General features: G+C 49.2%; 23 protein-coding genes and 2 pseudogenes. 9 read left to right on the forward strand and 16 right to left on the reverse strand.

The annotated features are described in order from the left end of the window. Positions 1–950 precede the first annotated feature (950 nt). Positions 951–1,214, forward strand: coding sequence for a hypothetical protein (locus tag HZU75_RS17665; RefSeq protein WP_308419421.1), 264 nt, complete (start codon positions 951–953; stop codon positions 1,212–1,214). Between the two features lie 501 nt (positions 1,215–1,715). On the opposite strand, the pseudogene HZU75_RS17815 reads toward HZU75_RS17665, so the two are convergent. The 15 genes and pseudogenes from HZU75_RS17815 to HZU75_RS14130 all read right to left on the reverse strand — a co-directional run. Then, positions 1,716–1,814: pseudogene (locus HZU75_RS17815) on the reverse strand (PEP-CTERM sorting domain-containing protein); the annotation flags it as partial. 559 nt (positions 1,815–2,373) lie between these two features. Beyond that, on the reverse strand, positions 2,374–2,796 hold the full coding sequence (locus HZU75_RS14065) for a type II secretion system protein (RefSeq protein ID WP_228028077.1): 423 nt from the start codon (positions 2,794–2,796) through the stop codon (positions 2,374–2,376). 82 nt (positions 2,797–2,878) lie between these two features. After that, positions 2,879–3,256 carry a type II secretion system protein gene (locus HZU75_RS14070; RefSeq protein WP_228028078.1) on the reverse strand — a complete coding sequence of 126 codons (378 nt, stop codon included), beginning with the start codon at positions 3,254–3,256 and terminating at the stop codon, positions 2,879–2,881. After that, positions 3,246–3,716 carry a type II secretion system protein gene (locus tag HZU75_RS14075; protein WP_180306641.1) on the reverse strand — a complete coding sequence of 157 codons (471 nt, stop codon included), beginning with the start codon at positions 3,714–3,716 and terminating at the stop codon, positions 3,246–3,248. The genes HZU75_RS14070 and HZU75_RS14075 overlap by 11 nt, the downstream gene beginning before the upstream one ends. 3 nt (positions 3,717–3,719) lie before the next feature. Further along, positions 3,720–5,705 (reverse strand): secretin GspD/PilQ domain-containing protein, encoded by a 1,986-nt coding sequence (locus tag HZU75_RS14080; RefSeq protein ID WP_180306642.1) that lies wholly within the window; start codon positions 5,703–5,705, stop codon positions 3,720–3,722. Beyond that, on the reverse strand, positions 5,702–6,238 hold the full coding sequence (locus HZU75_RS14085; protein ID WP_180306643.1) for a hypothetical protein: 537 nt from the start codon (positions 6,236–6,238) through the stop codon (positions 5,702–5,704). The genes HZU75_RS14080 and HZU75_RS14085 overlap by 4 nt, the downstream gene beginning before the upstream one ends. Then, positions 6,238–6,762, reverse strand: coding sequence for a hypothetical protein (locus tag HZU75_RS14090; protein WP_180306644.1), 525 nt, complete (start codon positions 6,760–6,762; stop codon positions 6,238–6,240). Before HZU75_RS14090 ends, HZU75_RS14085 begins: the two co-directional genes overlap by 1 nt. Next, on the reverse strand, positions 6,759–7,337 hold the full coding sequence (locus tag HZU75_RS14095; protein WP_180306645.1) for a hypothetical protein: 579 nt from the start codon (positions 7,335–7,337) through the stop codon (positions 6,759–6,761). The genes HZU75_RS14090 and HZU75_RS14095 overlap by 4 nt, the downstream gene beginning before the upstream one ends. Continuing rightward, positions 7,334–8,125 carry a hypothetical protein gene (locus tag HZU75_RS14100; RefSeq protein ID WP_180306646.1) on the reverse strand — a complete coding sequence of 264 codons (792 nt, stop codon included), beginning with the start codon at positions 8,123–8,125 and terminating at the stop codon, positions 7,334–7,336. Before HZU75_RS14100 ends, HZU75_RS14095 begins: the two co-directional genes overlap by 4 nt. Further along, complete coding sequence (locus HZU75_RS14105) at positions 8,106–9,764, reverse strand: GspE/PulE family protein (RefSeq protein WP_180306647.1); 1,659 nt, start codon at positions 9,762–9,764, stop codon at positions 8,106–8,108. The genes HZU75_RS14100 and HZU75_RS14105 overlap by 20 nt, the downstream gene beginning before the upstream one ends. Then, the gene (locus tag HZU75_RS14110; RefSeq protein WP_180306648.1) at positions 9,761–10,939 is read right to left on the reverse strand and encodes a type II secretion system F family protein; all 1,179 of its coding nucleotides are present in this window, start codon (positions 10,937–10,939) and stop codon (positions 9,761–9,763) included. The genes HZU75_RS14105 and HZU75_RS14110 overlap by 4 nt, the downstream gene beginning before the upstream one ends. 9 nt (positions 10,940–10,948) lie before the next feature. Further along, on the reverse strand, positions 10,949–11,383 hold the full coding sequence (gspG, locus tag HZU75_RS14115; protein ID WP_180306649.1) for a type II secretion system major pseudopilin GspG: 435 nt from the start codon (positions 11,381–11,383) through the stop codon (positions 10,949–10,951). A 276-nt stretch (positions 11,384–11,659) separates the two neighbouring features. Beyond that, positions 11,660–13,690 carry a glycosyl hydrolase family 18 protein gene (locus tag HZU75_RS14120; RefSeq protein WP_180306650.1) on the reverse strand — a complete coding sequence of 677 codons (2,031 nt, stop codon included), beginning with the start codon at positions 13,688–13,690 and terminating at the stop codon, positions 11,660–11,662. Positions 13,691–14,357: 667 nt separating this feature from the next. Next, positions 14,358–16,400: a glycosyl hydrolase family 18 protein gene (locus tag HZU75_RS14125; RefSeq protein WP_180306651.1), complete on the reverse strand. Its 2,043-nt coding sequence runs from the start codon at positions 16,398–16,400 to the stop codon at positions 14,358–14,360. 581 nt (positions 16,401–16,981) lie between these two features. Beyond that, positions 16,982–17,575, reverse strand: coding sequence for a superoxide dismutase (locus HZU75_RS14130; protein ID WP_180306652.1), 594 nt, complete (start codon positions 17,573–17,575; stop codon positions 16,982–16,984). A 197-nt stretch (positions 17,576–17,772) separates the two neighbouring features. Between HZU75_RS14130 and HZU75_RS14135 the strand changes: the two genes are divergently transcribed. From HZU75_RS14135 to HZU75_RS14145, 3 genes are all read left to right on the forward strand, one after another. After that, positions 17,773–18,693: a CobD/CbiB family protein gene (locus HZU75_RS14135; protein WP_180306653.1), complete on the forward strand. Its 921-nt coding sequence runs from the start codon at positions 17,773–17,775 to the stop codon at positions 18,691–18,693. A 15-nt stretch (positions 18,694–18,708) separates the two neighbouring features. Beyond that, entirely contained in the window at positions 18,709–19,365 is a 657-nt protein-coding gene (locus HZU75_RS14140) for a fumarylacetoacetate hydrolase family protein (protein WP_180306654.1), read from the forward strand. Between the two features lie 151 nt (positions 19,366–19,516). Continuing rightward, positions 19,517–20,281 carry an MgtC/SapB family protein gene (locus tag HZU75_RS14145; RefSeq protein ID WP_180306655.1) on the forward strand — a complete coding sequence of 255 codons (765 nt, stop codon included), beginning with the start codon at positions 19,517–19,519 and terminating at the stop codon, positions 20,279–20,281. Between the two features lie 60 nt (positions 20,282–20,341). On the opposite strand, the gene tsaD is transcribed toward HZU75_RS14145, so the two are convergent. Further along, positions 20,342–21,364 carry a tRNA (adenosine(37)-N6)-threonylcarbamoyltransferase complex transferase subunit TsaD gene (gene tsaD / locus HZU75_RS14150; protein ID WP_180306656.1) on the reverse strand — a complete coding sequence of 341 codons (1,023 nt, stop codon included), beginning with the start codon at positions 21,362–21,364 and terminating at the stop codon, positions 20,342–20,344. 175 nt (positions 21,365–21,539) lie between these two features. On the opposite strand from tsaD, the gene rpsU reads away from it, so the two are divergent. From rpsU to dnaG (HZU75_RS17485), 5 genes and pseudogenes are all read left to right on the forward strand, one after another. Next, entirely contained in the window at positions 21,540–21,752 is a 213-nt protein-coding gene (gene rpsU, locus HZU75_RS14155; RefSeq protein WP_157670867.1) for a 30S ribosomal protein S21, read from the forward strand. Between the two features lie 124 nt (positions 21,753–21,876). Then, a complete protein-coding gene (locus HZU75_RS14160) occupies positions 21,877–22,317 on the forward strand; it encodes a GatB/YqeY domain-containing protein (protein WP_180306657.1) in 441 nt (146 codons plus the stop codon). Between the two features lie 2 nt (positions 22,318–22,319). Continuing rightward, positions 22,320–22,754 carry a GNAT family N-acetyltransferase gene (locus HZU75_RS14165; protein ID WP_180306658.1) on the forward strand — a complete coding sequence of 145 codons (435 nt, stop codon included), beginning with the start codon at positions 22,320–22,322 and terminating at the stop codon, positions 22,752–22,754. A 4-nt stretch (positions 22,755–22,758) separates the two neighbouring features. Further along, positions 22,759–23,577 (forward strand): annotated as a pseudogene (gene dnaG, locus HZU75_RS14170) (DNA primase); the annotation flags it as partial. A gap of 146 nt (positions 23,578–23,723) precedes the next feature. Beyond that, positions 23,724–24,683, forward strand: a complete 960-nt coding sequence (dnaG, locus tag HZU75_RS17485) for a DNA primase (protein WP_228028080.1) — start codon at positions 23,724–23,726, stop codon at positions 24,681–24,683. Positions 24,684–24,776 lie beyond the last annotated feature (93 nt).

Genomic DNA, 24,776 nt, shown 5'->3' on the forward strand with positions numbered 1-24,776 from the left:
TTGATGTTATGGTTACGATATGCTGTTTGTAGATCAATTGCGTATTAACTAAAGAACCTGTGGTGAGTTATTTGTTTGATTATGTCCATTGTCGCATAAATTTATTTCATACCTGTTTCTGCTTTCTTTGTTACAAGAGTCAGCGATTTCACACCGATCATAAAAAGCTACATTAGCAAATCCAAACCCAACGAGGTTAAAATACCTACAGGGACACTTATCATACCGCTTTGGAATTACGTGCCGCATTGATGCTTTGGCTTGATTCAGCACCGAAATGGACTGCAGGGATCTCTGGCAAATGTGCACGATCAGCTACTTTTAGCGAGGCCGCCATTTAATTATGCCTCAGTATCAAATGATTGTTCGGCCTCGCATCGCTTCATATACCTGTCATGGTTGCAACTCGGCTGCGGCTCGCCCTTTTAGAGCGCTCAGTTGCTGATGCTAGCGCAATCTCACCCCGATAAAAATCAGGGATAGTTGCGACTTCTGAGGGTCAAAGCCCAGATGGATTACATTTATCGCTTGATTGCACTGGTATCACAATGCTCAGCAAGGAAGATGGGCACTAATAAATATGGGACGTATTCCCGTCGGCAGTGGTGCGACGTTCACCTCGGTCTTTATGTCCAAATCCTGGATATTCGCACTTTTGAAGTCATTGACAACAATACAGGCGATGCGTCTATGATGCCTGAACTTATAAATCAGATTCACGGGTCAGTAACGATTACGCCGATTGATGATGGAAGTAACAACACTTGGCAAAGTCACAGAACCATTCCAGCGCGCTGAGCAGTTGCTATCATTCCAGTGCGAAGTTCGCATAATTTCTGCAAGAAAATACGGCAGGTGCGCGAGCTTGAAGTGCAATTTGGGGTTCCACGAAATACGGGGGCAGATAATCAGGAAGCAGTGGTCGGGTTATCATAGGTGCAGCTTGCTATGTGACTGATTTACTTAAACCGCAATTCCTCATGGCGAAAGTGCTGGTACAGTTCTTCACAGTACACAACGAAGCCGATGGCACTTTCCCGAACGGGATCCCCTACCCATTGCTACCCGAAAATCGTGCTGATACTGCCAATGCTGTGAAGGCACAGGGTGCAGACTTAGGTATCGCATTAGATGGCGACTTTGATCGTAGCTTCCTGTCTGATGAAACTCGTGAGTTTATTGAGGGGTATTATATTGGTAGGACTCTTGGCTAAAGTCTTCTCGGTAAATACCCCAGGAGCGAAAATTATTCATGATCACGCCTGACTTGGAATACCAGCGACATTGTTGAGCAAGCAGGTGGTGTAGCGATGCATCGTAAAACTGGACATGCATTTATCAAAGAGCGGATGCCCAAAGAAGATGCAATCTACGCGGAGAAATGAGCGCGCATTATTACTCCCTTGATTTTGCTTATTGCGCGACAGTGGTATGATCCCGTGGCTACTGGTGATTGAGCTAATGAGTCGCAAGCGGTGTCAGTGGATGAAACTGATTGTGTGTGTATGGATTTTGGTGTCTGGCGCTTTAACTTGTCAGCAGCAATACCGAGCCAGTAATTCGTTTGAATGTTGAGAGCCGCGCAGATGTGGCGCTGATGCAGTAGCACACGGATGCAATTTTGGCCTTACTGTAATTTTGTGTGAAGCTCTCGAGCTAAAACAAAAGCCCCAAGTCATTGCTTGGGGCTTTTTGTTTAGGCTACTTCAAAGTGCTTAAGCTTGTATAGCTTTACGGCGGCGCGCTGCGATCAAGCCAACTAAACCCATACCCATCAAGGCATAGGTGTCTGGCTCTGGTACTGGGGCAACAGCAGCTACCGAGTATTTAAAGCGGCCTTCGAAATTTGGCGAGTCACCCTCAAATACGAAACGATAGTTCTTCCCAGTCTGGAATAATGAATTCGCGAATGTCAGCGTATCAGCATAGGTTGGGTTGCTTGTAAAATTCCAGCTGAAAGCATCGCTAATGATTCCGCCGTTTTGTACTAATTTAACGGTCAGCCCATTAACCCAGCCATCTTTGTCAGCCTTGTTTTGCTTAAAGCCAAAATTGATCGCAATATCTGATTTATCTGCAACATTGAATAATTGGCTATTGAATGTCCAACGACCAGTTGGTGATGCTGGAATGACTTTACCATTGTCACCATTGGTGAATTTTGTCCCTTCAACAAAAGTCACTGCGGCATAGGATGGACTAATTGCTACTGCCAGTGTTGCTGCCGCTATCAGAGTTTTAACGTTCATTTTATCTTCCTGTTAATATTAGCTTTTGCTAATTGTAAGGTTTTAATTTCAGACGGCATTGTACCCATGCCTTTGGCATGTGCCAAGTATTTATCTTGATGTTTTTGTTAAGATTTATTGCCGTCTATCGGCGGCCACCGCCGCGGTTAGGCCAGTGGGCAAAGCGCCAGTCTTGATAGGTTTTTGCTTCAGCAAAACCTTGCGAATCATCGGGGAAATTGGCTGTTTTTAGCGGCTTCAATGGTGATTTGCTGGCTACACCAACAAAACCACCACCTGGCGCACCGATGTAGGTCCAATCATCGCCAGTGATCGGGTCTTTATAGGCTTTACGCAGATAGCGTTTGGGGAAGGGGACACGTGGATCTTGTACCAGATCTTGTAGCGTCTTTGGGTATGCTGTTTGTGGGTTATCACCGATATTGTTTTCGGTATATCGCTTCACCGCCATTTTGATTTCAGCGCCCATGCGCAGCAGGTCTTCTTCTTTCGCACGGCGAATGCGGTTTTGCCACGCTTCTCCTACTTGTGCTAGATAAATGCTCATGATGAGCACCATCATCAGCGCCCACATATAGGCAAAGCCTTTTTGTGAGCGGAGGTGAGCGCGGCGTTGGATCACAATCAAATTACCACGTATTGTAGTTGGTGCCATCTTTTGCAACGGCATCAGAACCACTACGAATATCATAAACGCCGGGTGAGCCCTCAGCATTGATAATTACCCAGCTATCGCGTCGGTTGGTGATTGGATCGAGGGGCACTTCACGCAGGTATTTTCGCTCGACCATTTCCTCCAGCGTGGCTGGGTAGCGGCCAGTATCCGCAAAGAATTTATCGATACCTTCCCGTACGGCTACGAGGTTGTGTTTGAGCACCGTTTCTTGGGCGCGATCAGTTTGCTGGAAGTAGCGTGGGACGACCAGTGTCAATAGGCTAGCCATAATGGCCAAAACGACAAGTAGTTCAATCAGGGTAAAGCCGAGGCGGCGAGATTTACCATTCACGGTAGCTGACACCATTTAATCCAATATTGCTTGATAAAGAATAGACATCATACACGTCGCGTCCTTCCGCTGGGGCATCAGGCGGACTGGCGTAGCTGCGCAAGCCCCAGGTCTGGGCATTCGTTCTACTTGGGCAGTCACAGAATGGATCACGCGGCATGCGGCGCAGAAAATAGATTTTCCGCCCACCCGGGTCTTTCAGGTCTTTGACACCTTCAACTAAGACATTTAAAGATTCTGGATAGCCTGAATCTTCCAGCGATTTATTCACCCGGCCGCCATCTGCAGCGATTTTGTATTGATCAATCGCTGCACGGATTTGCCACAAAGATCGACGCAATTCTTCTTCGCGGTTCCGAGTTGAAGCGACTTGCGACAGTGGCAATGCCACCGTCGCAAGTACGGCCAAGATGGTGAGTGTGACCATCAGCTCAATCAGCGTAAAGCCTTGCTGCCTCATGACTTAGCGACGCCCCATCCCGGTGCCGCGATTTACCGGTGTTCCTTCAGGTTGGCCTGGTTGAGCAGGTTGCTGAGGCGCAGCTTGCTGTGGTTCTGGTGCAGGAGGCGGTGCTGGTGGTACATACGGCAGCGACTGTCCGCCTTGGTTGTTGATGCTAAAGGTTGATGATGGGCGCAGACGCAATGGATCTGTGCTGATCATTCCTTCGGTACCACTATCAAAGCCAGTGATATGCGATGGGGGCAAAGGCAATGACCGAATTACACGCGGTGTGATCAGCATAATCAGCTCGGTTTTGCTGTTGTCTGATTTTTTGGTACCAAAAATCCGATCCAGTCCTGGGACTGAGCTGAGGAACGGCAAGCCTTGTCCGGTTTCGCTTTCTGTACGAGAGAGCAAACCTGCCAAGGCTTGTGTTTCACCATCACGTGCCGACATATTGGTTTCAGCACGACGGGTACCAATCTGGTAAGCAATCAAACCACCTTTACTAGTGATGGTTTTAACAATATTGGAGACTTCCAAATTCACTTTGATGCTGATTTCGTTGTCGACCGTCATGACCGGTTCAACATTCAGGGTCAGACCGACGTCCTGATAATTAACGCTTTCGCTGCTGACGCCATTTGATGTCGTCGTCGTTACCACCGGAACACGATCACCAATCAGGATTTTGGCCTTATCGCGGTTTTTAACGCGAATTTTCGGGTTGGCCAATACATTGGTATTACCCTTGCTTTGCAAGAAATTCGCCGTGACTGTCGGGGTGCCTAGATTGACCAGAATATCGCTCTTATTGATGTTGCCAATCTGGTCCAACGTAACTTGTCCCGCCACTTTGGTCGGTGTGGTGGTGGTTGACGTGCCATCGGCATTTTTAGTTATAACTGGTACAGCGCCGATAGTATTGCCGTAGACCGTAGCACTGACGCTGCCTGGATACAGTATACCCAGGTCGAGTACATCATTATTGCTGACCTCGAGGACTTCCACGTCCAGCAATACTTCAGATTGCGGCAAGTCTTGTGCTGCGATCAGCCGCTCGGCCACCGCAATAGCTTCAGGTGTGTCGCGCATTACCAGCATTGATAAACGCTCATCGATGTAAATATCTCGCGTTTTAACCATCTGCTTGAGCATAGCTAGTACTTGTTTCGGATCCGCATTCGAAAGATAGAACGTCCGCATCACCATATCTTTGTAATCACGGTCTTTATCTGGCCGTTTTGGATAGATCAAAATGGTGTTGTCATTCAGGATTTTTTTGTCGAGCTGATTGGTGGCCAAAATCAGGTTGATAACGTCTTCAACCGTGGTATCGCGGGCATAAATCGTGGTTTTTAAATTTGGTGGAACGTCTTTATCGAAAATGAAATTCACTTTACCGATACGCGAGACGATGTCAAAGACGCTCATCATGCTTTGATCGCGAAATTGCAATGAGATCGGGCTTTTTAGTGCTTGAGCAAGCGCAGGGCGCAAGCTGACTTCACGCGATTTTCGATTCTCAATGTCATTTTTAATTGTTTGTGCCGCTACATTGCGCGGGTTGTCTAGCAAGATCTGATTGACAATGCCCAGCACTTCGTCAGGCTTACCATCTTTGTTTTCCCGGGCATAGCGCAACATAGAGTCATGTCGCACACCCATCTCAACATAGCGGATTCCTTCCTGTGCACGGATATTGGTACTGTCCCACTGAAGTGCCTGCTGGTAATTACTGATTGCAACCGCGCTATTGCCTTGCTGGCGTGCTTGATCACCTTGCATGATTAGGCGATTGACGTAGATCAGCACATTGTTTTGATAAGCCGCGCGCAGTTTCAAATCATTCGGTGAGCTGGCGATCTGTGCTTTGAGTGTGGTCAAGGCAGCTTCAGGGTTACCAGCATCTAGCTGAGTTTCGGCTTGGTAGCGGGCAATATCAGCTGCACAGCCACCTAAAAAAGCCATCGAAATAATTGAGGTCATTAACGCACGTTTCACGGCGTTCCTCCTGTCGGCAGCGATTGCTGCTGATTAAGTGGTAGATAAGTAATGGTCAGAACATCACGGCTTAATTTGTCCAGACGATAGACTCCCAAGAAGGTTTCGCCTGGTTGAATACGGCCTAGCGTGTCACAGCGGGTGCATAACACCAGAGATTGGCCTTGGCCTTCCAGTACATAGTAATCACTCACTTTATCGTGCCAAGTCGAGGTGATTTGTAGCGGAAATGGCGGGGCCACAGGTACCGGTGTCGGTGTTGGTTTAGGAACTGCAGTCGGTTTTGGTGGTTGCGTGGCCCAACTTTGCTTTGGAAATAGGTCGGAAAGGCTCATCGCTTGCGATGCTGCACTTGCAGCAACCGCACTGGCAGCGGATGCCTTATCAATTGACTTAATCGCACTGGCTGCTTGACGTGGTGCAGGTCGCGCATTTGATTCCAACTCAGCTTCTTGTTGCGAGTCGTGCCAGAAAGTGTAGGCCGTAGCAGCCAATGTAGCACCCAACAACCATTGCATCGGACGGGAGAGCATTAATGCACCTCCGTCAGATAGGATAGCTGGATCTGGATAGACAGATTATCGTCACCAATTGTTTGGCGCTGCATATTCACAGCTTCAACCCGCATACCGGGTGTTTTTTCTAAAGCAGTGGTAAAGCGGCGAAACTGGATATAACGGCCAGTGGCCGGAAATTGCATGCTGTAGCGTTTCAGTTTTCCATCAGCTTCAAGCTGCGCTTTATAGTCAACCTGATTGATCATAATTTGATGTTTCTGCGCGACATCATTGAGGTGACGTAAAAAGAACGTGAAAGTGTCATCATGGTTTAATTTCGGCAGCTCAGCTTGAGTCGAGCTTGCTGCAGCCGGTTCGCGTAAATTGCGAAACTTGCGCTCCAGTTCGGCCTCGCGCTTGAGCAAGTCTGCCTGATAGGGTTTCAAATCTTGCAAATAGATCATTAAAGCAAAGCCAAGCAGCGCTAAACCTGCCAAACCTAAAATGCCTGCGTATTGAGGAATTAAGCGCAGATACCAGAGTAGTTGCGATTTGCTCATCGACTAGCTCCTGTTTCAGCGACTGTTACGGTAGATGCTTTGGTTTCTTCGGGGCGATTGTCGCGCCAATAAATTTCGATGGCTGCTACAGCAGGTTTAAATGGATCGCCTACTTTTGTTGAATTACGTGCCAGTGATACTTGCTTCACAGAAGGGTGCTGAGTTAGTCGATCCACGAGTAGCAGTACATCATTTAAAGATTTTGCCTCTAACTCTAATTTGATGTCGCGTTCCAGATTAGCCACTTCCATATGTGTGAAGGCAATCTCTGGCCGCCATACTTCTTCCAGTACAGCTAAACCCGCTTCGGCGCTGAATGTTTGAGCTCTAGCTACTTTTGCAACCTTGTCCGAAACTGGCGATGCTTTTTGCGCAGCAAGGCGTTTGGCCTCTAATTGCTTTATTCGCAGTGCAATTTCATCTTCACGAATCTCAATCTGTGCTTTATTTTCTTTCGCGACATCCAGTTGGGTCATGACCCAAAGTACCGCCACGATTCCAAGTACGGTTAGCAATAAACCTATCCAGGGCACTACGCTGGGGCGGCGATTAAAATCTAGCTGTAAGGTTTTCATGCATGCACCTCGCCAGCAATAAACTGTGGATGAGCCGCACCCAGCCATTCAAAATCAAAATCAGCGGATTTAATGCTAGATAAGGTAATGTCGGAAGAGGTGAGGTAAATGTGCTCTGGCAAAAATTGCCCAGACAGCACCGCAGCTTCACGTACTATGGCCGATAGCGAGCGGGTGGTTTCACCGGCTTCGAGCTGAATCGGCAAGGCAATTACGCCTTGCCAAGCATTTTCGCGATAAAAACCAACAATCGCATGTGAGGTTTCCACCACCATCAATGCATGTTCTGGATATTTCATTGCACGCCTATGCTGATTGGCTGCCGTGGTAAAAAGCGGCTCAACTTCAGCTAGTTTAAGTTTGCTGCTGCGGCAAAGTTCGGCAATGGTCTGGTATAAGCCTTCTTCGATTGCGGCAGCGACGCGTGGTTTGCCATAGTCACCCGCCGATACCCGTACTCGCCAATTGTCAGCGCTAACTCCATACTGCTGCGATAGCACAATACGGGCGTAATTTTCCCAATCAATGTCTTTATTTAAGGCATCCTGCCAAGGTAGGCAAGCATAGCGTACCCATGGTGAACCAAAGATCAATTTAATTTGATCCATCCCCAAGTTGCCACGCGGTGTGTTGCTTAACAAATCTTGTAGTCGTGATACCAATACATCGGGCGATGGATCAATCGTGCCGCGACGGCGGCTGAGCACCTCACCCGACAGTGATAAGCTACTCAAGCGGACGCGCTGCTTACCAAAGCAGGCGTGATGTTTAATCAACAAAGGTGACACGGTTGATTTCCTGCAAGGTGGTTTCACCACGAGAAACCGCGTTCACCGCGATTTGTCGCATCGAGACAAAGCCTTTAGCCAAGGCGATTTTTTTCAGTTCAACAGCTGGTGCATGATTGGCAATCGCTTGCTTCATATCATCATCCAGTCGCAATACTTCAGCAATGGCTTTACGTCCTAGATAGCCTGTGTTGCGACACGCTGGGCAGCCTGTTCCTTTACGAAATTTCCAGCCTTTAACCAGTTCGCTAGTCAGACCTGAATTGAGCAGCAAGCTCTCTTCGGGTTGATCGTCGGCTACGCAATGCGGGCAGACTTTACGAATCAAACGCTGTGCGACCACGCCGATTAGTGCATCGACAAAGCTATTGGGCTCTACGCCCATATGAATAAAGCGATCAATCACCGAAAAGGCATTATTGGCGTGTACTGAGGTCAATACCAAGTGACCAGTCAAGGCTGCTTGCACGGCAATATTGGCGGTTTCGCCATCGCGAATCTCACCGACCAGAATTTTGTCCGGGTCATGGCGCAAAATCGAGCGCAAGCCACGCGCAAAAGTCAGGCCTTTTTTATCATTGACCGGAATCTGTAGCACGCCCGGCAACTGATATTCGACCGGGTCTTCAATGGTGATGATTTTTTCTTCACCATTATTAATTTCTGAGAGCGTGGCATACAGCGTGGTGGATTTACCCGAGCCTGTTGGGCCAGTTACCAGTAGCAGTCCGTATGGCTCATGCGACAAGCCGCGAATGGCTGCCATTGTTTGCTCTTCATGGCCCAGTGTTTCTAAGCGTAGCTGCTTGAAGGTATCACCACCGCCTTGCTTATCCAAAATCCGCAACACGGCGTCTTCGCCGTGGATCGACGGCATAATTGAGACGCGGAAGTCGATATCTCGGTTGTTCACCAACGCTTTAAAACGACCATCTTGTGGAATGCGATGTTCGGAAATATCCAGCTCGGCCAATACTTTCAAGCGGGAGATGATTTGCTCGGCTTTATCCGAGCCACTCGCGCCACCGGCGTGCAGCAGTACGCCGTCAATCCGGTATTTAATGGTCATTCCCGATGGCGTTGTTTCCATGTGGATATCGGAAGCTTTCGCCTTCAGTGCATCGTACAGCGTTGAATTGACCAGCTTAACAACAGGGTTGGCGTCTTGAGAGAGCGTCGAGAGCGAAATTTCAGTGACGCCATTGGTGCTGGCTTCCAGGTTTTCGCCTTCACCCAACTGCTCCATCGCACGGTGCGAGGTTTCGTATTCGTTAAAATAGTTTTGCAGTACTTCGTAATGCGCAAAAGCCGACCGAAATGCGACAGTAATCCGCTGCTGTGCCCAGTTGCGAACCACAGGGCTGAACGGGTCTGACATCACCAGCAATGTGCCGTGGTATTGGCTCTCGGCTAGAAAGCACTGATGAGCCGCAGCATCACCAAATGACAATAGGTCATAACGAGGCTTGAGTTGATATAACTCCTCCTGGGTAATGGCTGGAATGCCAAGGTATTCGCTGACTTCAGCGCAATACCCCTCGTCAGATAAGCCCAGAGATTGTTGTACCAACATTGGCAGCGGTTGTGTGCCGCCAGTGGTGCGTAAATGCTGAATAAGATCCAGAGTGAGTTCGCTCATTGCATATTCCCAGCCAACTCAAAAATCGGCATATAGAGCAAAAATACAATGCCACCAATCAAAATACCGATTAATAGCATCAAAATCGGCTCAAACAGCCGTGTGAACATCTCAATTGCACGGTCAAGCTCTTCATCGCAAAACTGCGCAGCTCGCTCGGCCATCGTGGCCAACTCGCCACTTTGTTCGCCCACACGCAGTAGTCGCTCTGCTACGGGCGTCGTCAACCCATATTTAGGCAAGGTTGCAGAAACCTGTTGCCCCGATTTGATATCGACCAAAGCTTGTGACAAGGCTAAGCGCATTTGTGCCGGTAGCAATTGCGCCGCTAATTCCAGCGCTGCAACAATCGAAATCCCACCCGCCAACAATAAGCCCAAAGTACGATAGAAGCGGGTCAGTGAGAATAATCGGCGATAACTATCCAGCTTGGGGAGTTTCCAAAAAATCTCACGCAACATCGACTGTGCGGCATCTGTTTTTATCATGAGATAGCCGCCCACTAGGGTGGCAATGATGCTACCAAAGATTGCTTGCCCATGTTGATGAACCAAATCACCCCACCACAGCATTAATTGTGCTGCAAACGGTAAATTGCGCATTGATGCGTAAATTTGGCTAAATTTTGGAATTACATAAAACAGCAAAAACAACATAATGCTGCCACCAATCCCGATCACAACCAGCGGATAGACTAGCGAAGCGACGATTTTTTTCTTCACTGCGGCCAATCGTGTCTCGTAATGGTGGTAGCGTTTAAGCGCATCGGCCAGGTGGCCCGTTTTTTCCGCCGATCCTACCGTTGCAATGTAGAGTGGGGGAAATAGATCAGGCATTTGCGCTAACACTTTGGACATCGGTAGCCCTTGATACAGGCCTTCGATCATACGAGTCAAAACAGTGCGGTTTTGATCTTGATCGCTTTTGTCTTTGAGTGTTTCCATGGCCTCGACTAAAGTCAGGCCAGCCTCCAGCAGGGCAATTAATTCCTGTGTGAAGAGTGAAACTTGGAATTCATTCTTGCCAAATGAAAACCCGAGCTTGCGCTCGGCCTCAAAACTGATGAGTTGTAGGCCTTTACTATGTAGCTGGCTTCGTAATTCATCAGGATTGGCGGCGTCGAGCTCAAGCTCCTGCATCACTCCTGCAGCGAGGGCTTTGACTTTGTAGCGCATGGTAGCTGCTTATTGCCAGTAGCTAACGTCAGCGTCTTCGCCTGTCCCGCCAGCCTTGCCGTCTAGGCCATAGGTTAGCAGGTCGTAATCGTGGCCATTTTCACCTGGCGTGCGGTATTCGTACGGTTTATCCCAAGGATCGTTCGGCACGTCTTTCATCAGGTAAGGGCCGTTCCATTTGTTCTCATCCGCAGGCTTTTTCACCAAGGCGTTGAGGCCTTGTTCGGTGCTCGGATAGCGACCGGTATCCAGACGGTAATGATCAAGTGCGTCGGCAATCGATTTCATTTGGCTAGCTGCCGTTTTGGTTTTGGCTTTTCCGACTTCTCCAAAGAGTTTCGGGCCAACATAACCTGCCAGCAATGCAATGATCAATAGCACCACCAGCAACTCAAGCAGGGTGAAGCCAGATTCGTTAGAGCGCGAAAAATGAAGCTTTTTCATGATAAATCTCGTGTAAATATCTTTATTGTCGAGACGTAGTTTGTTGCCATCCTCAAGCTGACATCCTAACTGCCTATTAGTGGGGAAATCAAGGCTTTTTAATGGGGTGTGCAGCTGTGAAACCCTTTATTTGTGCGGGCTTGGTGATGCTGCTAGTGCGATACATTAGCTTGTGTTTTTTGTTATTTTTCTGTGTTTTTATTGTCAGCATTTTTTCGAATAAAAAAGCCCCCGAAATCGCTTCGGGGGCTGAAAGGTGGTGCTAACTAACTAATTTTATTGATTTACAGTAGCCATTGCGTTAACCAGCTCAGAACCTGCATCACCATCGGCAGACCAGCTAAATACGCCGCCTAGACCTTTCGCTTTAGCATATGCCGCTTTGTTCTGAATTACGGCAGGGGTGTCGTAAGTCCAGAAGTTGTTGCCGTCATATTTCCATGCATCACCGGTGGTGGCGTGTGTGCGAAGAGTGCCTGCTGCGTTTTTCAGAACTTTGTAGTCTTCAAAACCATTCTCGTAGGTGCCTTTCGCTGCGCCACTCGCTGATTGGTACAGTCCGTCACCGTTAGGGCCGGCAGCTACACCTGTCCAGCCGCGACCGTAGAACGGTACGCCAAGTTGTAGTTTGCTAGCTGGTACGCCAAGGCTTACGAGTGCATTGATCGCATGGTCGGTGTAGAACGTCGCGTTGTTTCCACCTGCCGCAATATTTGGGCTGTTCGGATCTTTGTACAGATTCGCTTGGAAGTCAGTCTTAGTATCCCATGCGCCATGGTAGTCATAAGACATGATGTTCACCCAGTCCGTGTAAGCGTATGCAGCACCTGGATTTGTGTGATCGTATTTATCTTGACCTACGCCAATTGCAGTTGTGAACAGGTATTTTTTACCTGTTTGTGCGGTCAGTGCATTCAACTGATCACGGAACTCTTTGAACAGCGCTACATGATTAGCTTTGTCGTTAACAGGATCAACAGTGTTGTAGCCGAAGCCTTGTACACCTGGGTATTCCCAGTCGATATCAATACCGTCAAACACGCCAGCTAAAGTGCCTGCGCCACCTGCATTTGAGCCTGAGTCATATTTCAGGTTGCCTTTGATGTATTGATCAATACATGAAGCAACCAGTGTTTTGCGCAATGAATCAGATGCTGATGCCGCTGAGAAGTATTTAGACCAAGACCAGCCGCCAATCGAAATCAAGACTTTCAGGTTTGGATTGAGTGCCTTGAGTTTTTTGAGCTGATTGAAGTTACCCTTCAGGCTGCCTACGCCATCAGCACCCCATGCATCAGCAACGCCATCAACTGAAGATGCAGCGTCAAAGCCTTTTTGGTATGAAGCCCACGCATCGCCACCGTCGCCATTGCCTGACTCAGTGCGGGTGATGCTTGCATCGCATTTATAAGTGCCATCGGCTTGTTTGTAAATGTTGGCAAAAGAGTAATTGATGAAAGTGAGCTTGGCTGCTTGGCCGCTCGTTTGCATATTTTTCACGTAGAAGCCACGGCCGTAAATGCCCCACTCGGCGAAATACGTACCCACTTGTTTAGCACCAGTGTTTGGTGTGGTGCTAGGTGTAGCGGTAGGGATTGGGCTGGCAGTGACAACCGGAGTTACGGTTGGTGCTGCAGTTGGTGTTACAACTGGTGTAGCGGTTGGCGCTGCAGTTGCGGTTGCAACTGGTGTGGCAGTTGGTTTAGCTGTTGCTGTAGCTACCGGCGTTGCTGTTGGAGCCGCAGTTACCACTGGCGTTGCTGTTGGAGCTGCAGTTGGTGTTGCGCCGCTACCTGAGCAAGCACCTTGGTCAAGCCATGGTGATTCCCATGAGTTTGCTACTTGTTTTGGGGTATCACTTGCAGAAGCATACCATTGTGCTTTATAGGTGCGGCCATTGTAACTAACCACTGATCCTGCACTGTAATTAGTTGCAGTCCAAGCTTGTGCTGTGCAGCTGCCTGCTGCTGGAGTTGCAGTTGGTGCCGTTGTTGGTGCTGCTGTTGCAACTGGAGTCGCTGTTGGAGCTACGGTTGTAACTGGGGTTGCGGTTGGTGCAGCAGTTGCTGCTGGGGTTGGCGTTGCCGTGCCCGAACCAACTAGGGTCCACAGGGTTGGTGTGGTGTCAGGAGTCCAGCCTGCGCCTACATACGCCGTGTGTGTTACTAGCGCTTTGTAATCTAGATTCTTATAAGTAACTACGGTTCCGGCAGAGTAAGTACTGCCTTCTGTCCAAGCGGTAGCAGCAAAAGCTGATGCTGATGCTACGGCAATTACTGCAGAAATTGCGGTTAAGCGTAAAGTCATTTGAATCCTCTCATCCTTAAAGTAAGTGTCATTACTGCGGTCAACTGGCAAATTCTGGGTTGAATATTGCAGTGTTGACTTGATCACTACTATCGCTTGGTCGTAGTTTGCGCACGAACGAAGGCGGCTAGGTTGCAATCGGTGAGTGGGGTATTTTTGATACCAGTCACTCGAACACATAAGCCATTCCAACTCTTCTGGTGTTCATGGTTTTGTGTTTGTGTAGGCTAATTTTGCAGACTACTAAATCAATGTCAATAGCGCGGTTTTGTGCTGGAAAGCTTGTGAAATAAGGGTATTTCTTTGTTTGTAAGGTTTTGTTGGCAATTAAAAAGTGTGAAAAATACCAGTTTCAGTTGAGAGGCCAGCCAATCGATGGACTGCTTTAGTGGAGACCATCGTATCTGTATGTGTAATGCCACTTCGCAGGTTTTGTGGGGCTTTTACAAGTGGTATTTTTCGTTGGGGGGTAAAAAACCAGCCGATGCATTGTGGTGCGGGTGTTGTGGAATTTGAGGCAATAATGCCTGCATCAAATAAAGTGATTTAGATCACAGATTTGTTGTCGTATTTGCTACTGATAGTTTTTTTGCAGTCGTTCGGCGTTAAAAAGCCCCCGAATCAATTGATTCGGGGGCTAGATGGATACCTGTTAAGGCGGTGCGACTTATTTGTTAATGTAAGTCATTGCCTCAACCAACTCGCCAGTTGTAGTGTCGCCATCAGCTTCCCAGCTAAAGATGCCGCCCATGCCCATTGATTTGGCATAATCGGCTTTTAGCTTGATGTCGCGTGGTGTGTCATATGACCAGAAGGTCGAACCATCAAAGCGATAAGTTTGCTGTGTTACTGGGTGGATATATTCAGTACCAGGTGCATTTTTCAGCACTTTGTAGTCTTCAATACCCGCTTCGTAAGTACCTTTGGCTGCGCCAGTCGCTTTTTGGTACAGGCCATTGTTCACATTTGCTACGCCAGTCCAGCCGCGGCCGTAGAATGGAACGCCCATGTGCAGTTTAGCTGCAGGTACGCCGCGCGCGATCAAGTCTTTAACCGCCGCATCGGTGTAGTACTTGCTCACTTTGCCTGTTTTTGGATCAACAGTGCGTGGGCTTGCTGGATCTTGATACAAGTTTGACTGGAAGTCGGTTGGACCTTGTGCATCCCAGCCGCCGTTGTAGTCGTAGGACATGATGTTGATCCAGTCGAGGTATTTGCTGTACTCGGCAGGAGCTGTCGCAGCAATTTTCTCGTCGCCAGCGCCGATAGCAACGGTCAGCAAGTATTTCTTGCCGTTCGTGGCGCCCAACGCGTCAAGTTGTTTGCGGAACTCTTGCATCAACAATGTGTAATTGGCTTTGTCATTCACAGGGTCAACTGTGTTGGTGCCAATACCTTGTACGCCTGGATATTCCCAGTCGATATCGATACCGTCAAACACGCCTGCACCAGTGCCTGGGCCGCCCGCATTTGAAGCTGCGTCAAATGGCAGATTACCTTTAATCCATACGTCGATACATGAAGATACTAATGCTTGACGCAGAGCTGGCGTTGCAGAAGCTGCTGAGAAGTATTTAGACCAAGTCCAGCCGCCCAATGAAATCAGAGCTTTTAGATTTGGATTTTTTGCTTTCAGCTTTTTCAGCTGATTCATATTGCCTTTCAGATTAACTTGCTGGCCATCAGTGCCCCAGGCATCGGCAACGCCATCAACTGATTCATTGGCTGCAAAGCCTTTCTGGTAAACCGCCCAAGCATCACCGCCGTCTTGATTGCCAGTTTCAGCTTTATTGATGTTGGCTTGGCACTTGTATGTACCATCTGCTTGTTTGTAAACGTTAGCAAAAGAGTAGTTCAAGAAGGTCAGTTTGCTAGCTTGACCGCTGTCTTGCATGTTTTTCAGGTAGAACGCACGGCCGTAGATTGACCACTCTGCGAAGTAAGTACCAACTTGTTTCGCACCTGTGCTTGGCGGGTTTGTTGGTGAAGTCGTCGGCAGTGGTGAGGCGGTAACTACTGGCGTCGCAGTTGGTGTTGGGCTGGCTGTTACCACTGGTGTTGCGCTTGGTTTTGGAGTCGCAGTCACCGCTGGAGTATTGGTTGGTGTAGGCGTTGCGGTAACGACAGGTGTAGCCGTTGGTTTTGCAGTGACTACTGGTGTTGCTGTTGGCGCAGTGGTTACAACTGGAGTTGCAGTAGGTGCAGGCGTAGCTTTGCCGTCACATGCCCCTAAATCTTGCCATACATCATTTGTGCCGGGCGCGTTGCCTTGAGTCCACCATTTGGCTTTGTAGTTGCGGCCATTGTAGCTAACCAGATTGCCGCCAACGTAAATTGCGCTGTCTAACCAAGCTGCATTTGTGCAGCTACCAGCTGCAGGGGTCGGTGTAGCGACTGCTGGCGTTGGAGTCGCTACTACTGGTGTAGCTGTTGGAGCTACTGGTGTTGGGGTGGCGGTAGCTGGTGTTGCAGTTGGAGCTACAGGCGTTGCAGTTGGTGTTACGCTGCCAGATTGTAGTTCCCATGGACCCCATTGTTCGGCGCCTGGTACATTGTTCTGTGTCCACCATTTTGCTTTGTAATCTTTACCTTGGTAGGTCACGATCTCGCCGCCAGTATAAACTGTGGCGCTATTCCATGCGGTGGCGGCGAATGCTGCTGATGATGCAATAGCAACAACGGCAGAAATTGCAGTTAAACGGAAATTCATTATTTTTCCTCTCATCCTTAGATTGGGTGCCGGTTTGGTGTGCGCTTGCAAACAAAAAGCCTGCTGGCTTAATGCGACTTACACATTGCTCTAATGGTGATGAACTCATTTTGTGATGTTCAGGCTGCCGTTGCAGGGTGTAATTCCGGATCTGGTGTTTATAGGTAGTACCAGTGGCCGTAAGGAGTCGAGCTCTATACTGTGGGTAGTAGTGTTAGTTTCGATCACCTAGTGGACGCTAATTTTGCAGACAGGGTGTTTGGTGTCAATAGTGCTAGATCACAGCCGGGGCAAGCAAATTCAAGGTCTTTGCTGTTTTGTAAGCTGATGTTATTTCCATAAAAGAGCCGTTAATACCATTTTAATTAACCCATTGTTTTGCTGCTTGCCGCCAATTTAGAGTGAAGTGAGGATGTATCTGGCTTTGTTCTGGGTAAATACCAGTTGTCGATGGTGATATTGGGGATGAGAGAAGTAAATTGACACAGGGAATAAAAAACAAAGGCAGCCAATGGCTGCCTTTGTAAGTGGCGAGTGCGAGTTAAAATTATTTCACGCTACCCACGAAAAAACTGTCTGAATTATGCTGCAAAGCGGTTTGCAACCACGTTCCAGTCAACCAGTTTCCAGAAGCCTTCCAGGTAATTAGGGCGGCTGTTACGGTAGTCAATATAGTAAGCGTGCTCCCAAACGTCAGCGGTGAGCAGAGCTGTGTCGCTGGTGGTCAGTGGTGTGCCAGCTGCGCCTGTATTGACAATATCTAAGCTGCCATCAGCTTTTTTCACCAGCCAAGTCCAGCCTGAGCCAAAGTTACCAGCAGCAGAGGTATTAAATGCTTTTTTGAACTCATCGAATGAGCCCCATTTTGCATTGATTGCATCTGCCAACGCACCGGCTGGAGCGCGGTCTTCACCGGCTGGGTTTGGCGCAAAGCCTAGCCAGAAGAAGGTGTGGTTCCAAGTTTGTGCTGCATTGTTGTACAGACCACCTGCGGGTGCAGTTTTAACGATTTCTTCGAGTGATTTGCTCTCGTTATCAGTGCCCTTGATCAGGTTGTTCAGGTTGGTGATATAGGTTTGGTGATGTTTGCCGTAGTGGAAAGACAAAGTTTCCGCTGACATAAATGGTGCCAATGCGTCTTGAGCGTAAGGTAGTTCTGGAAGTTTGTGTTCCATTTGGTTTTTCTCCGGTTGGGTGGTCATCATCTGAGATATTGCGCTGTGGCGACATTTTTCAAGAGGCATTGTTCTGTTTGGTTGCCTTCGTGCGCTATGGTATCGTGAAAGCCCGCGCAAGGCAGCTGGCGCGTTACAAAAAAGAATTCTTCGCGGCCCCGCAATGCTGGTTTAGCGAATTACCTGAGTGGTGAGTTATGAGTATTTTATCTTTGATATTGGCTTTGGCGCTTGAGCAGCTGCGGCCGATTAGTAATCGCAATCCAATTTATTTATTGTTTGTGCGGATTGCCAATCAAATGGGTAATGGTCTGAATGCGGGTGAGTATCGTAATGGGGTATATGCCTGGCTGATCGCGGTGGTGCCTTTGCTGGCTGTTGCGGTGGGGGGGTATTGGTTTTTTGCCAAATTCAATTTTGTGGCGGCTATGTTCTGGAATGTGGCTGTACTGTATCTGCTCATGGGGTTTCGTCAGTTTAGCTATGCTTTTACGGGTATCTCGAAGGCTTTGCAATCCGATGATTTGCAAGGTGCGCGGCAGATGTTGGGCGATTGGACTGGGCAATCAACCTCAGAATTGAGCGAGGCCGAAATCGCGCGGCTCACCATCGAGCAAGGTGTGGTTGATTCGCATCGCTATGTATTTGGCACAATTTTCTGGTTTGTGGCGCTGTCATGGTTTGCCGGTCCAGCGGGTGCTGTGTTGTACCGTGCGGCTAGTTTGTTGCAAGCCAAGTGGGGTGGGCATGGTGATGTATTTGGCCGATTTGCAGACACGGCCATGGACGCGCTTGATTTTATTCCTGTTCGTTTGGCTGCGATTAGTTTTGCTATTGTGGGTAATTTCGAAGATGCGGTGTATTGCTGGCGCGAGCAAGCGGCGCAATGGATGGATCAGGATTACGGTATTTTGCTCGCCTCAGCTGCGGGCGCTTTAGGCGTGCGCTTGGGCGAGGCGCTGCATCAGGATCACACCGTGAAGTTTCGCCCTGAGCTGGGTGTGGGGGCGCAAGCCAGTACGGATGATCTGGTAAGTGCGGTGGCGCTAGTGTGGCGTGCCGCGATTCTTTGGTTGGCGGTTATTTTACTGTTTTCGATCGCGCAATGGTTGTCTTAATAGAGGTATTTGACTGTGGCTATTATTAATGTTGGTGCGCAGCAATATACCGTGAATAATATTTTTTGCGTTGCGCGTAATTATGTCGCGCATGCACAGGAAATGGGTTCGCACATTGCAGATGAACCCATGATTTTCATTAAGCCCAATTCGGCGGTGCTGCAAAGTGGACAAGCGATTGCGCTGCCCGCTTGGTCGAGCGAGGTGCATCATGAGCTGGAATTGGTGGCGCTGATTGGTCAGGGTGGTAAAGATATCGCTGAAGCTGATGCTTTGCGCCATGTGGCAGGATATGGCTTGGGTTTGGATTTAACGGCCCGTGATGTGCAGGCTGCGGCGAAAAAGGCGGGTAATCCTTGGACTCTGGCTAAGGGTTTTGATGGTGCAGCGGTATTAACGCAGTTTGTGGTGGCTGATGCGATTGATCCCACTCAGCAGCACTTTACTTTGCAGATTAACCAGCAGCTACGACAGTCGGCACAAACTCAGGATATGGCATTTCCGGTTGCTAAGCTGATCGCGTGGCTGTCGAGTAAATTTACCCTGCAGCCTGGTGATTTGATTTATACCGGCACGCCTGAAGGGGTGGGCCCTATCGTGGCGGGGGACGAGTTGTGCCTAGAGTGGCCAGGCGTTTTGTGTGAAAAATTCACGGTTTGCGCAGCGTCGTAAGCTGATTTGCCGATCGATGATCAAACCGCCCTTTGTGGCGGTTTTTTTATGGCGAAATATCTGCGCACCTATTGCATACGGGCTTTAATAAAAAGTGGTACGCCAAAGTGTGGCGTTATTGGTTCGGTGAAATTTCATGGAGGGTGGCGAGATGCCACTGATTGTTTCTAGTTGGTCGGCTTTTTGGTCTTCGGCCGAAGTTCATGCCAATTTGCTGATTGTTTGTACTTTACTCGGAGCGCTGGCGCTGGGCTTGTTACTTGGGTATGAGCGCAGCTACCACGGGCGTGCCGCTGGGATGCGGACTTATGCTTTGGTTTGCATGGCAAGCTCGGCGGCGGTTATCGTCGCAGGTTTTCCCAATCAGTGGTATGGCGGTTATTTGTCCAATCAGCAGATCGCAGCTGCCGTATTGAGTGGCGATCCTACGCGTGTCATTCAGGGGGTATTAACTGGGGTGGGTTTTTTGTGCGCTGGTGTGATTATGAAGGAAGGGATGAATATCAGCGGCTTGACTACGGCGGCATCGATTTGGGTGGCATCGGTGATTGGCATTTTAATCGGTGTCGGGTTTTATTTGTCGGCGATCGTGCTGTCGGTGCTGTCAGCTAGCTTGATGATGTGGGGCGCTCGTTTGGAAGGCTATTTGCCTTCACGGCCAGCCATTGGCGTGCGTTTACGCTTTCGCAATGGGCACCCGTCGTCCGAGCAGGTGCTTCGGAGTTTTGTGCATACCCATGGCTACGATTTGGCGAGTGGTACGGTCACCATCGATTTGCAGCAAGGGCGACAAGAATGGCATTTTGTCTGCGTAGCGCATGATAAACGCGCAGGCTCGCCATTGGGGCAGTTGGCGGAAGTGTTGGCTCGTTTGGATGGCTTGGAAGATTATCAGCTGACCCATGCTAGAAACTAGCATGGGTATATGGTTGTAGGTCATATTGTGGCTGATTTTTTGGGATATACCTAGGTGATGTTAAGTGCGTTCCAAGCTGGCTAGGTCCCAGCGTGGCTGGATAGCAAATGAGCCCGCGCTTTGCTGAAATTTCAGGCGCTGCGCCCCAGCGTAGGCAATCATTGCGCCATTGTCGGTGCACAAGGCCATGGGGGGGTAAAAGACTTCCAGTTTTCGTTTCTTCGCGGCGTCGTTCAGCGCAGCGCGCAATTGGCGATTGGCGCCTACACCACCAGCGATGACTAGGCGTTGCATACCAGTTTGCTTGAGTGCCGCCAGTGATTTTTTGACCAATACTTCAACGATGGCTTCTTGAAAAGCAGCGCAAATGTCGGCGCGGGTGGCGTCGTCAAGCGGGGCTTCTTTGCTTTGCTGGGTAACTAAATTGAGTACGGCGGTTTTAAGTCCTGAGAAGCTCATATCCAGTGAGCCAGAGTGCAGCATGGGTCGCGGTAACGTGAATCGAGTCGCATCGCCCGTATCAGCCAATTTAGATAAGGCAGGCCCACCAGGGTATCCCAAACCCAATAGTTTGGCTGATTTGTCGAATGCTTCGCCTGCCGCATCATCGACTGTTTCGCCAAGTAATTCATAGTGGCCAACGCCGTGAACTGCCATGAGTTGGGTGTGGCCGCCTGAAACCAGTAGCGCCACAAATGGAAATTGTGGTGCAGGATCGGCAAGGCAAGGGGAAAGCAAATGCCCCTCTAGATGATGAACCGCAATGGTCGGTTTATTCAGGGCAAATGCCATGGCATTGGCAACCGAAGCGCCAACTAATAGAGCGCCAGCTAGGCCGGGGCCGGCAGTGTAGGCAATTGCATCGATATCAGATAGTTGGCGCTGCGCTTCTGTTAGGCATGCTGTGGTCAGTGGGAGCACGCGACGAATATGGTCGCGCGAGGCAAGCTCGGGGACGACGCCGCCGTACTCACTATGCATGGCGATCTGGGTGTGTAATTGGTGTGCTAGTAAACCGAGCTCAGTGTCGTATAATGCGACCCCTGTTTCATCGCAAGATGATTCAATCCCCAAAACCAACATGTGTTGCCAACCTAAAGAAGCCACAAAAACAATATGGTAGCTGGCGTGGGCGCAACAATAAAGCACAAGATGTTTTTCTGGCTTTGACAAGTGTGGAGAAATTGGGGATAATGCCACCCTTTACTAGTTTCTCTAGCCGTTTTTGGCTATAGCTTTTTATTACAGGACTCGATTAATGCCTTCAGTTCGCGTTAAAGAAAACGAACCATTCGAAGTAGCAATGCGCCGCTTCAAGCGTTCTGTTGAAAAAACTGGCCTGCTCACCGAACTTCGTGCTCGCGAGTTCTACGAGAAGCCAACTGCTGAACGTAAACGTAAATTGGCTGCTGCTGTTAAGCGTCAACACAAACGTCTGCGTAGCCAGCAATTGCCAGCTAAACTCTACTAAGCTCATCCTTAGTAAAAGTTTGCAGCAATAAGCAAAAGGTCGCCATGTGCGACCTTTTGTTGTTTATGTCCCTTGTGTTTGCTAATGTTGCACATCACTGATGTTCGCTAGATTGGAGTCAAAAATGAGCTTGAAAGCGCGAATTACCGCTGATATGAAAACAGCAATGAAAGAAAAGCAGGCAGAGCGTTTGGGTACTATTCGTTTATTGTTAGCGGCGATGAAGCAGCGTGAAGTGGATGAGCGCATTGAGCTAAGTGATACCGATGTTGCCGCGATTGTTGAAAAAATGATCAAGCAGCGCAAAGACAGTATTTCGCAATTTGAAGCTGCTCAGCGTCAAGATTTGGCTGATAAAGAAAAGGCAGAGCTTGAAGTGTTGATGGGCTATATGCCGCAGCAGTTTTCGGCTGCAGAAATTACCGCATTTTTGGACGAAGCGATTGCGACGCATGGCAACGCTACCTCAAGCATGGGCAAAATCATGGCCGATCTAAAGCCTAAACTGGCTGGTCGTGCCGATATGGCTGAAGTGAGTAAACTAATTAAAGCGCGTTTGGCCTGAGTATGTCTGTTCGTGTTGCTCAGTTGGAAGATTTGCCAGCCTTCTTGCGCCTCATGCTTGAACTGAATCCAGAAGATCCAATTCTGGAGCCCATGCAGGTTGAGAGTATTTGGCGGCAACTGCTTGCGACTGCATTGGTGTTGGTAAAAGAGCTTGATGGCGTTTTGGTTGCGACCTGCACGTTAGTTCTTGTACCAAATTTGAGTAGGGGTGCGCGCTCGTACGGCTTGATTGAAAATGTGGTGACTTTAGTTGCTTACCGTGGTCAAGGGTATGGACGTGCCGTCTTGCAAGCGGCTTTGTCTGAAGCTTGGCGGCGCTCATGTTATAAAGTGATGCTGTCAACCAGTGCGCGAACCGCCGGAGTCTTGGATTTTTATCGTCGTTGCGGTTTTAAAGATGGCGTTAAAGTGGGTTTCGTTGCGATTCCGGATTAGATAGATGGCACGCATCCCAGAGGATTTCATTCAGGATTTGCTCAACCGCGTTGATATTATCGACGTGGTTGAACGCTATTTGCCGCTCAAAAAGGCGGGCCAGAATTACATGGCCTGCTGTCCGTTCCATAAAGAAAAATCCCCGTCATTTACTGTTAGCCAGACCAAGCAGTTTTACCATTGCTTTGGTTGCGGCGCACACGGCTCCGCCTTGAGTTTTGTGATGGAGCATCAGGCGCTGAGTTTTCCCGATGCCGTGCGCCAGTTGGCTGAATCAGTCGGCATGCAGGTGCCGGTGGAAGATAAGCCACAAACCGAAGAGCAAAAAAAAGCACCCGGCATCTACGATGTGCTTAAAACGGCGTTTGATTTTTATCGTGCTCAATTAAAGACCGCGCCACAGGCGATTGAATATTTCAAAAAACGCGGGGTGACGGGTAAAACTGCAGCACGTTTTGGTCTGGGTTTTGCGCCGGGTGGCGATGATTGGCAGCCGCTGAAGAGTGCATTTCCTGATTACGACTGGAATAAAGTCTTGGCCGATGCGGGCTTGGTGATTGATAAGGAGGAGTCCAAGCGTCGTTACGATCGTTTTCGTGATCGGGTGATGTTCCCAATTATGAATCAGCGCAGCCAGATTATCGGCTTTGGTGGTCGTGTAATGGGGCAGGGCGAGCCGAAATATCTCAATTCACCCGAAACCCCTGTTTTTGAAAAGGGTCGCGAGCTGTACGGACTGCCACAAGCGCGTGCGGCCATTCGCGATCACGGTCGCGTGCTGGTTGCCGAAGGGTATATGGATGTGGTGATGTTGCATCAGCACGGCGTCGAATATGCGGTGGCCTCTTTGGGGACGGCTTGTACCCCGAGCACATTCGCAAGTTGCTCAAATTGGCCGACGAAGTGGTGTTTGGCTTTGATGGTGATAAAGCTGGGCGCCGCGCTGCATGGCGGGCGCTGGAAAACAGCATGCCCGAAGTGCGTGATGGTAAAGAGTTGCGCTTTTTATTTTTGCCGGCCGAGCATGATCCTGACTCGTATGTGCAGCAATTTGGTAAGGCGCAATTTGAGCAATTGATTGCGCAAGATGCCTTACCTTTGTCGCAGTACCTGCTTAAAGAGTTGTCGGCTCAAGTTGATTTAACGATGGAAGAGGGGCGGGCAAAATTATTGCGTTTGACGCAGCCTTATCTTGAACAACTGAGTCTTGCCCCCATTTTGAAATTAATGCTAAGTAAGCGTCTGGCTGAATTGTGTCAGTTGACGATGGATGAAATGAGTCTGCTTCTAAGTGGGGTATCTGCTGGTAAGTCAAGTAGTAATTACTCAGCAGGGCAATACGAGAGCGGGGCATCTTTCGAGTTTTCTGGGTATGCTGGTGGCGCAGAAGTTGCCTATGCTCGTCCTAAGCGGCAGTTTCAAACTAAGCAGTGGCAGCCGAAGAGTGGTGGCCAAGGTAAGCGCTGGCGTAATGACGAGCCGCAGCGAGTGCCCTTGCCACCGCGGCCGCGGCAAGATCCGCTATTAAGGGTTTTGCAGCTGGTGCTGTTTCGGCCTGCTTTGCTGCAGGCGTGTGAGCCCTTGGAGTTGGGGTGGGGGCAGCAAGGATTTATTGGTGGAGTGCGTATGGTATTACAGTATGCACGTGCGCATCCGGATGTTTCTGCCCCTGCTTTGCTTGAGCATTGGCGTGATGAGCCTTTGTACGAGCGCTTGCTGCAGGTGCAGGCCGAGTCACAAGGGATGTTTGATCGGTTTGAAGAGGCCGAGCTGCACGAAGAGTTACAAGAAACCCTACAAACTGCTGCGCAGACTCAGGATCGAAGTTCTACACTGGATCGCAAAGCCCAGTTGGAATATCGGGATGCAAATGGCGGTTTGACCGATGACGAGCGCGAAGAGTATCTGGCTTTGTTGCTGCGTAAATAGTTTATGTTTTGCTTAAAATCGGCAATTTTTTTGCCAAACGGATCAGACCTTCGGGACAAGAGTGCCCTAGTTCTGGTATAATTTTCGGTTTTG

Source organism: Chitinibacter fontanus, assembly GCF_013423785.1.
Lineage (GTDB): Bacteria > Pseudomonadota > Gammaproteobacteria > Burkholderiales > Chitinibacteraceae > Chitinibacter > Chitinibacter fontanus.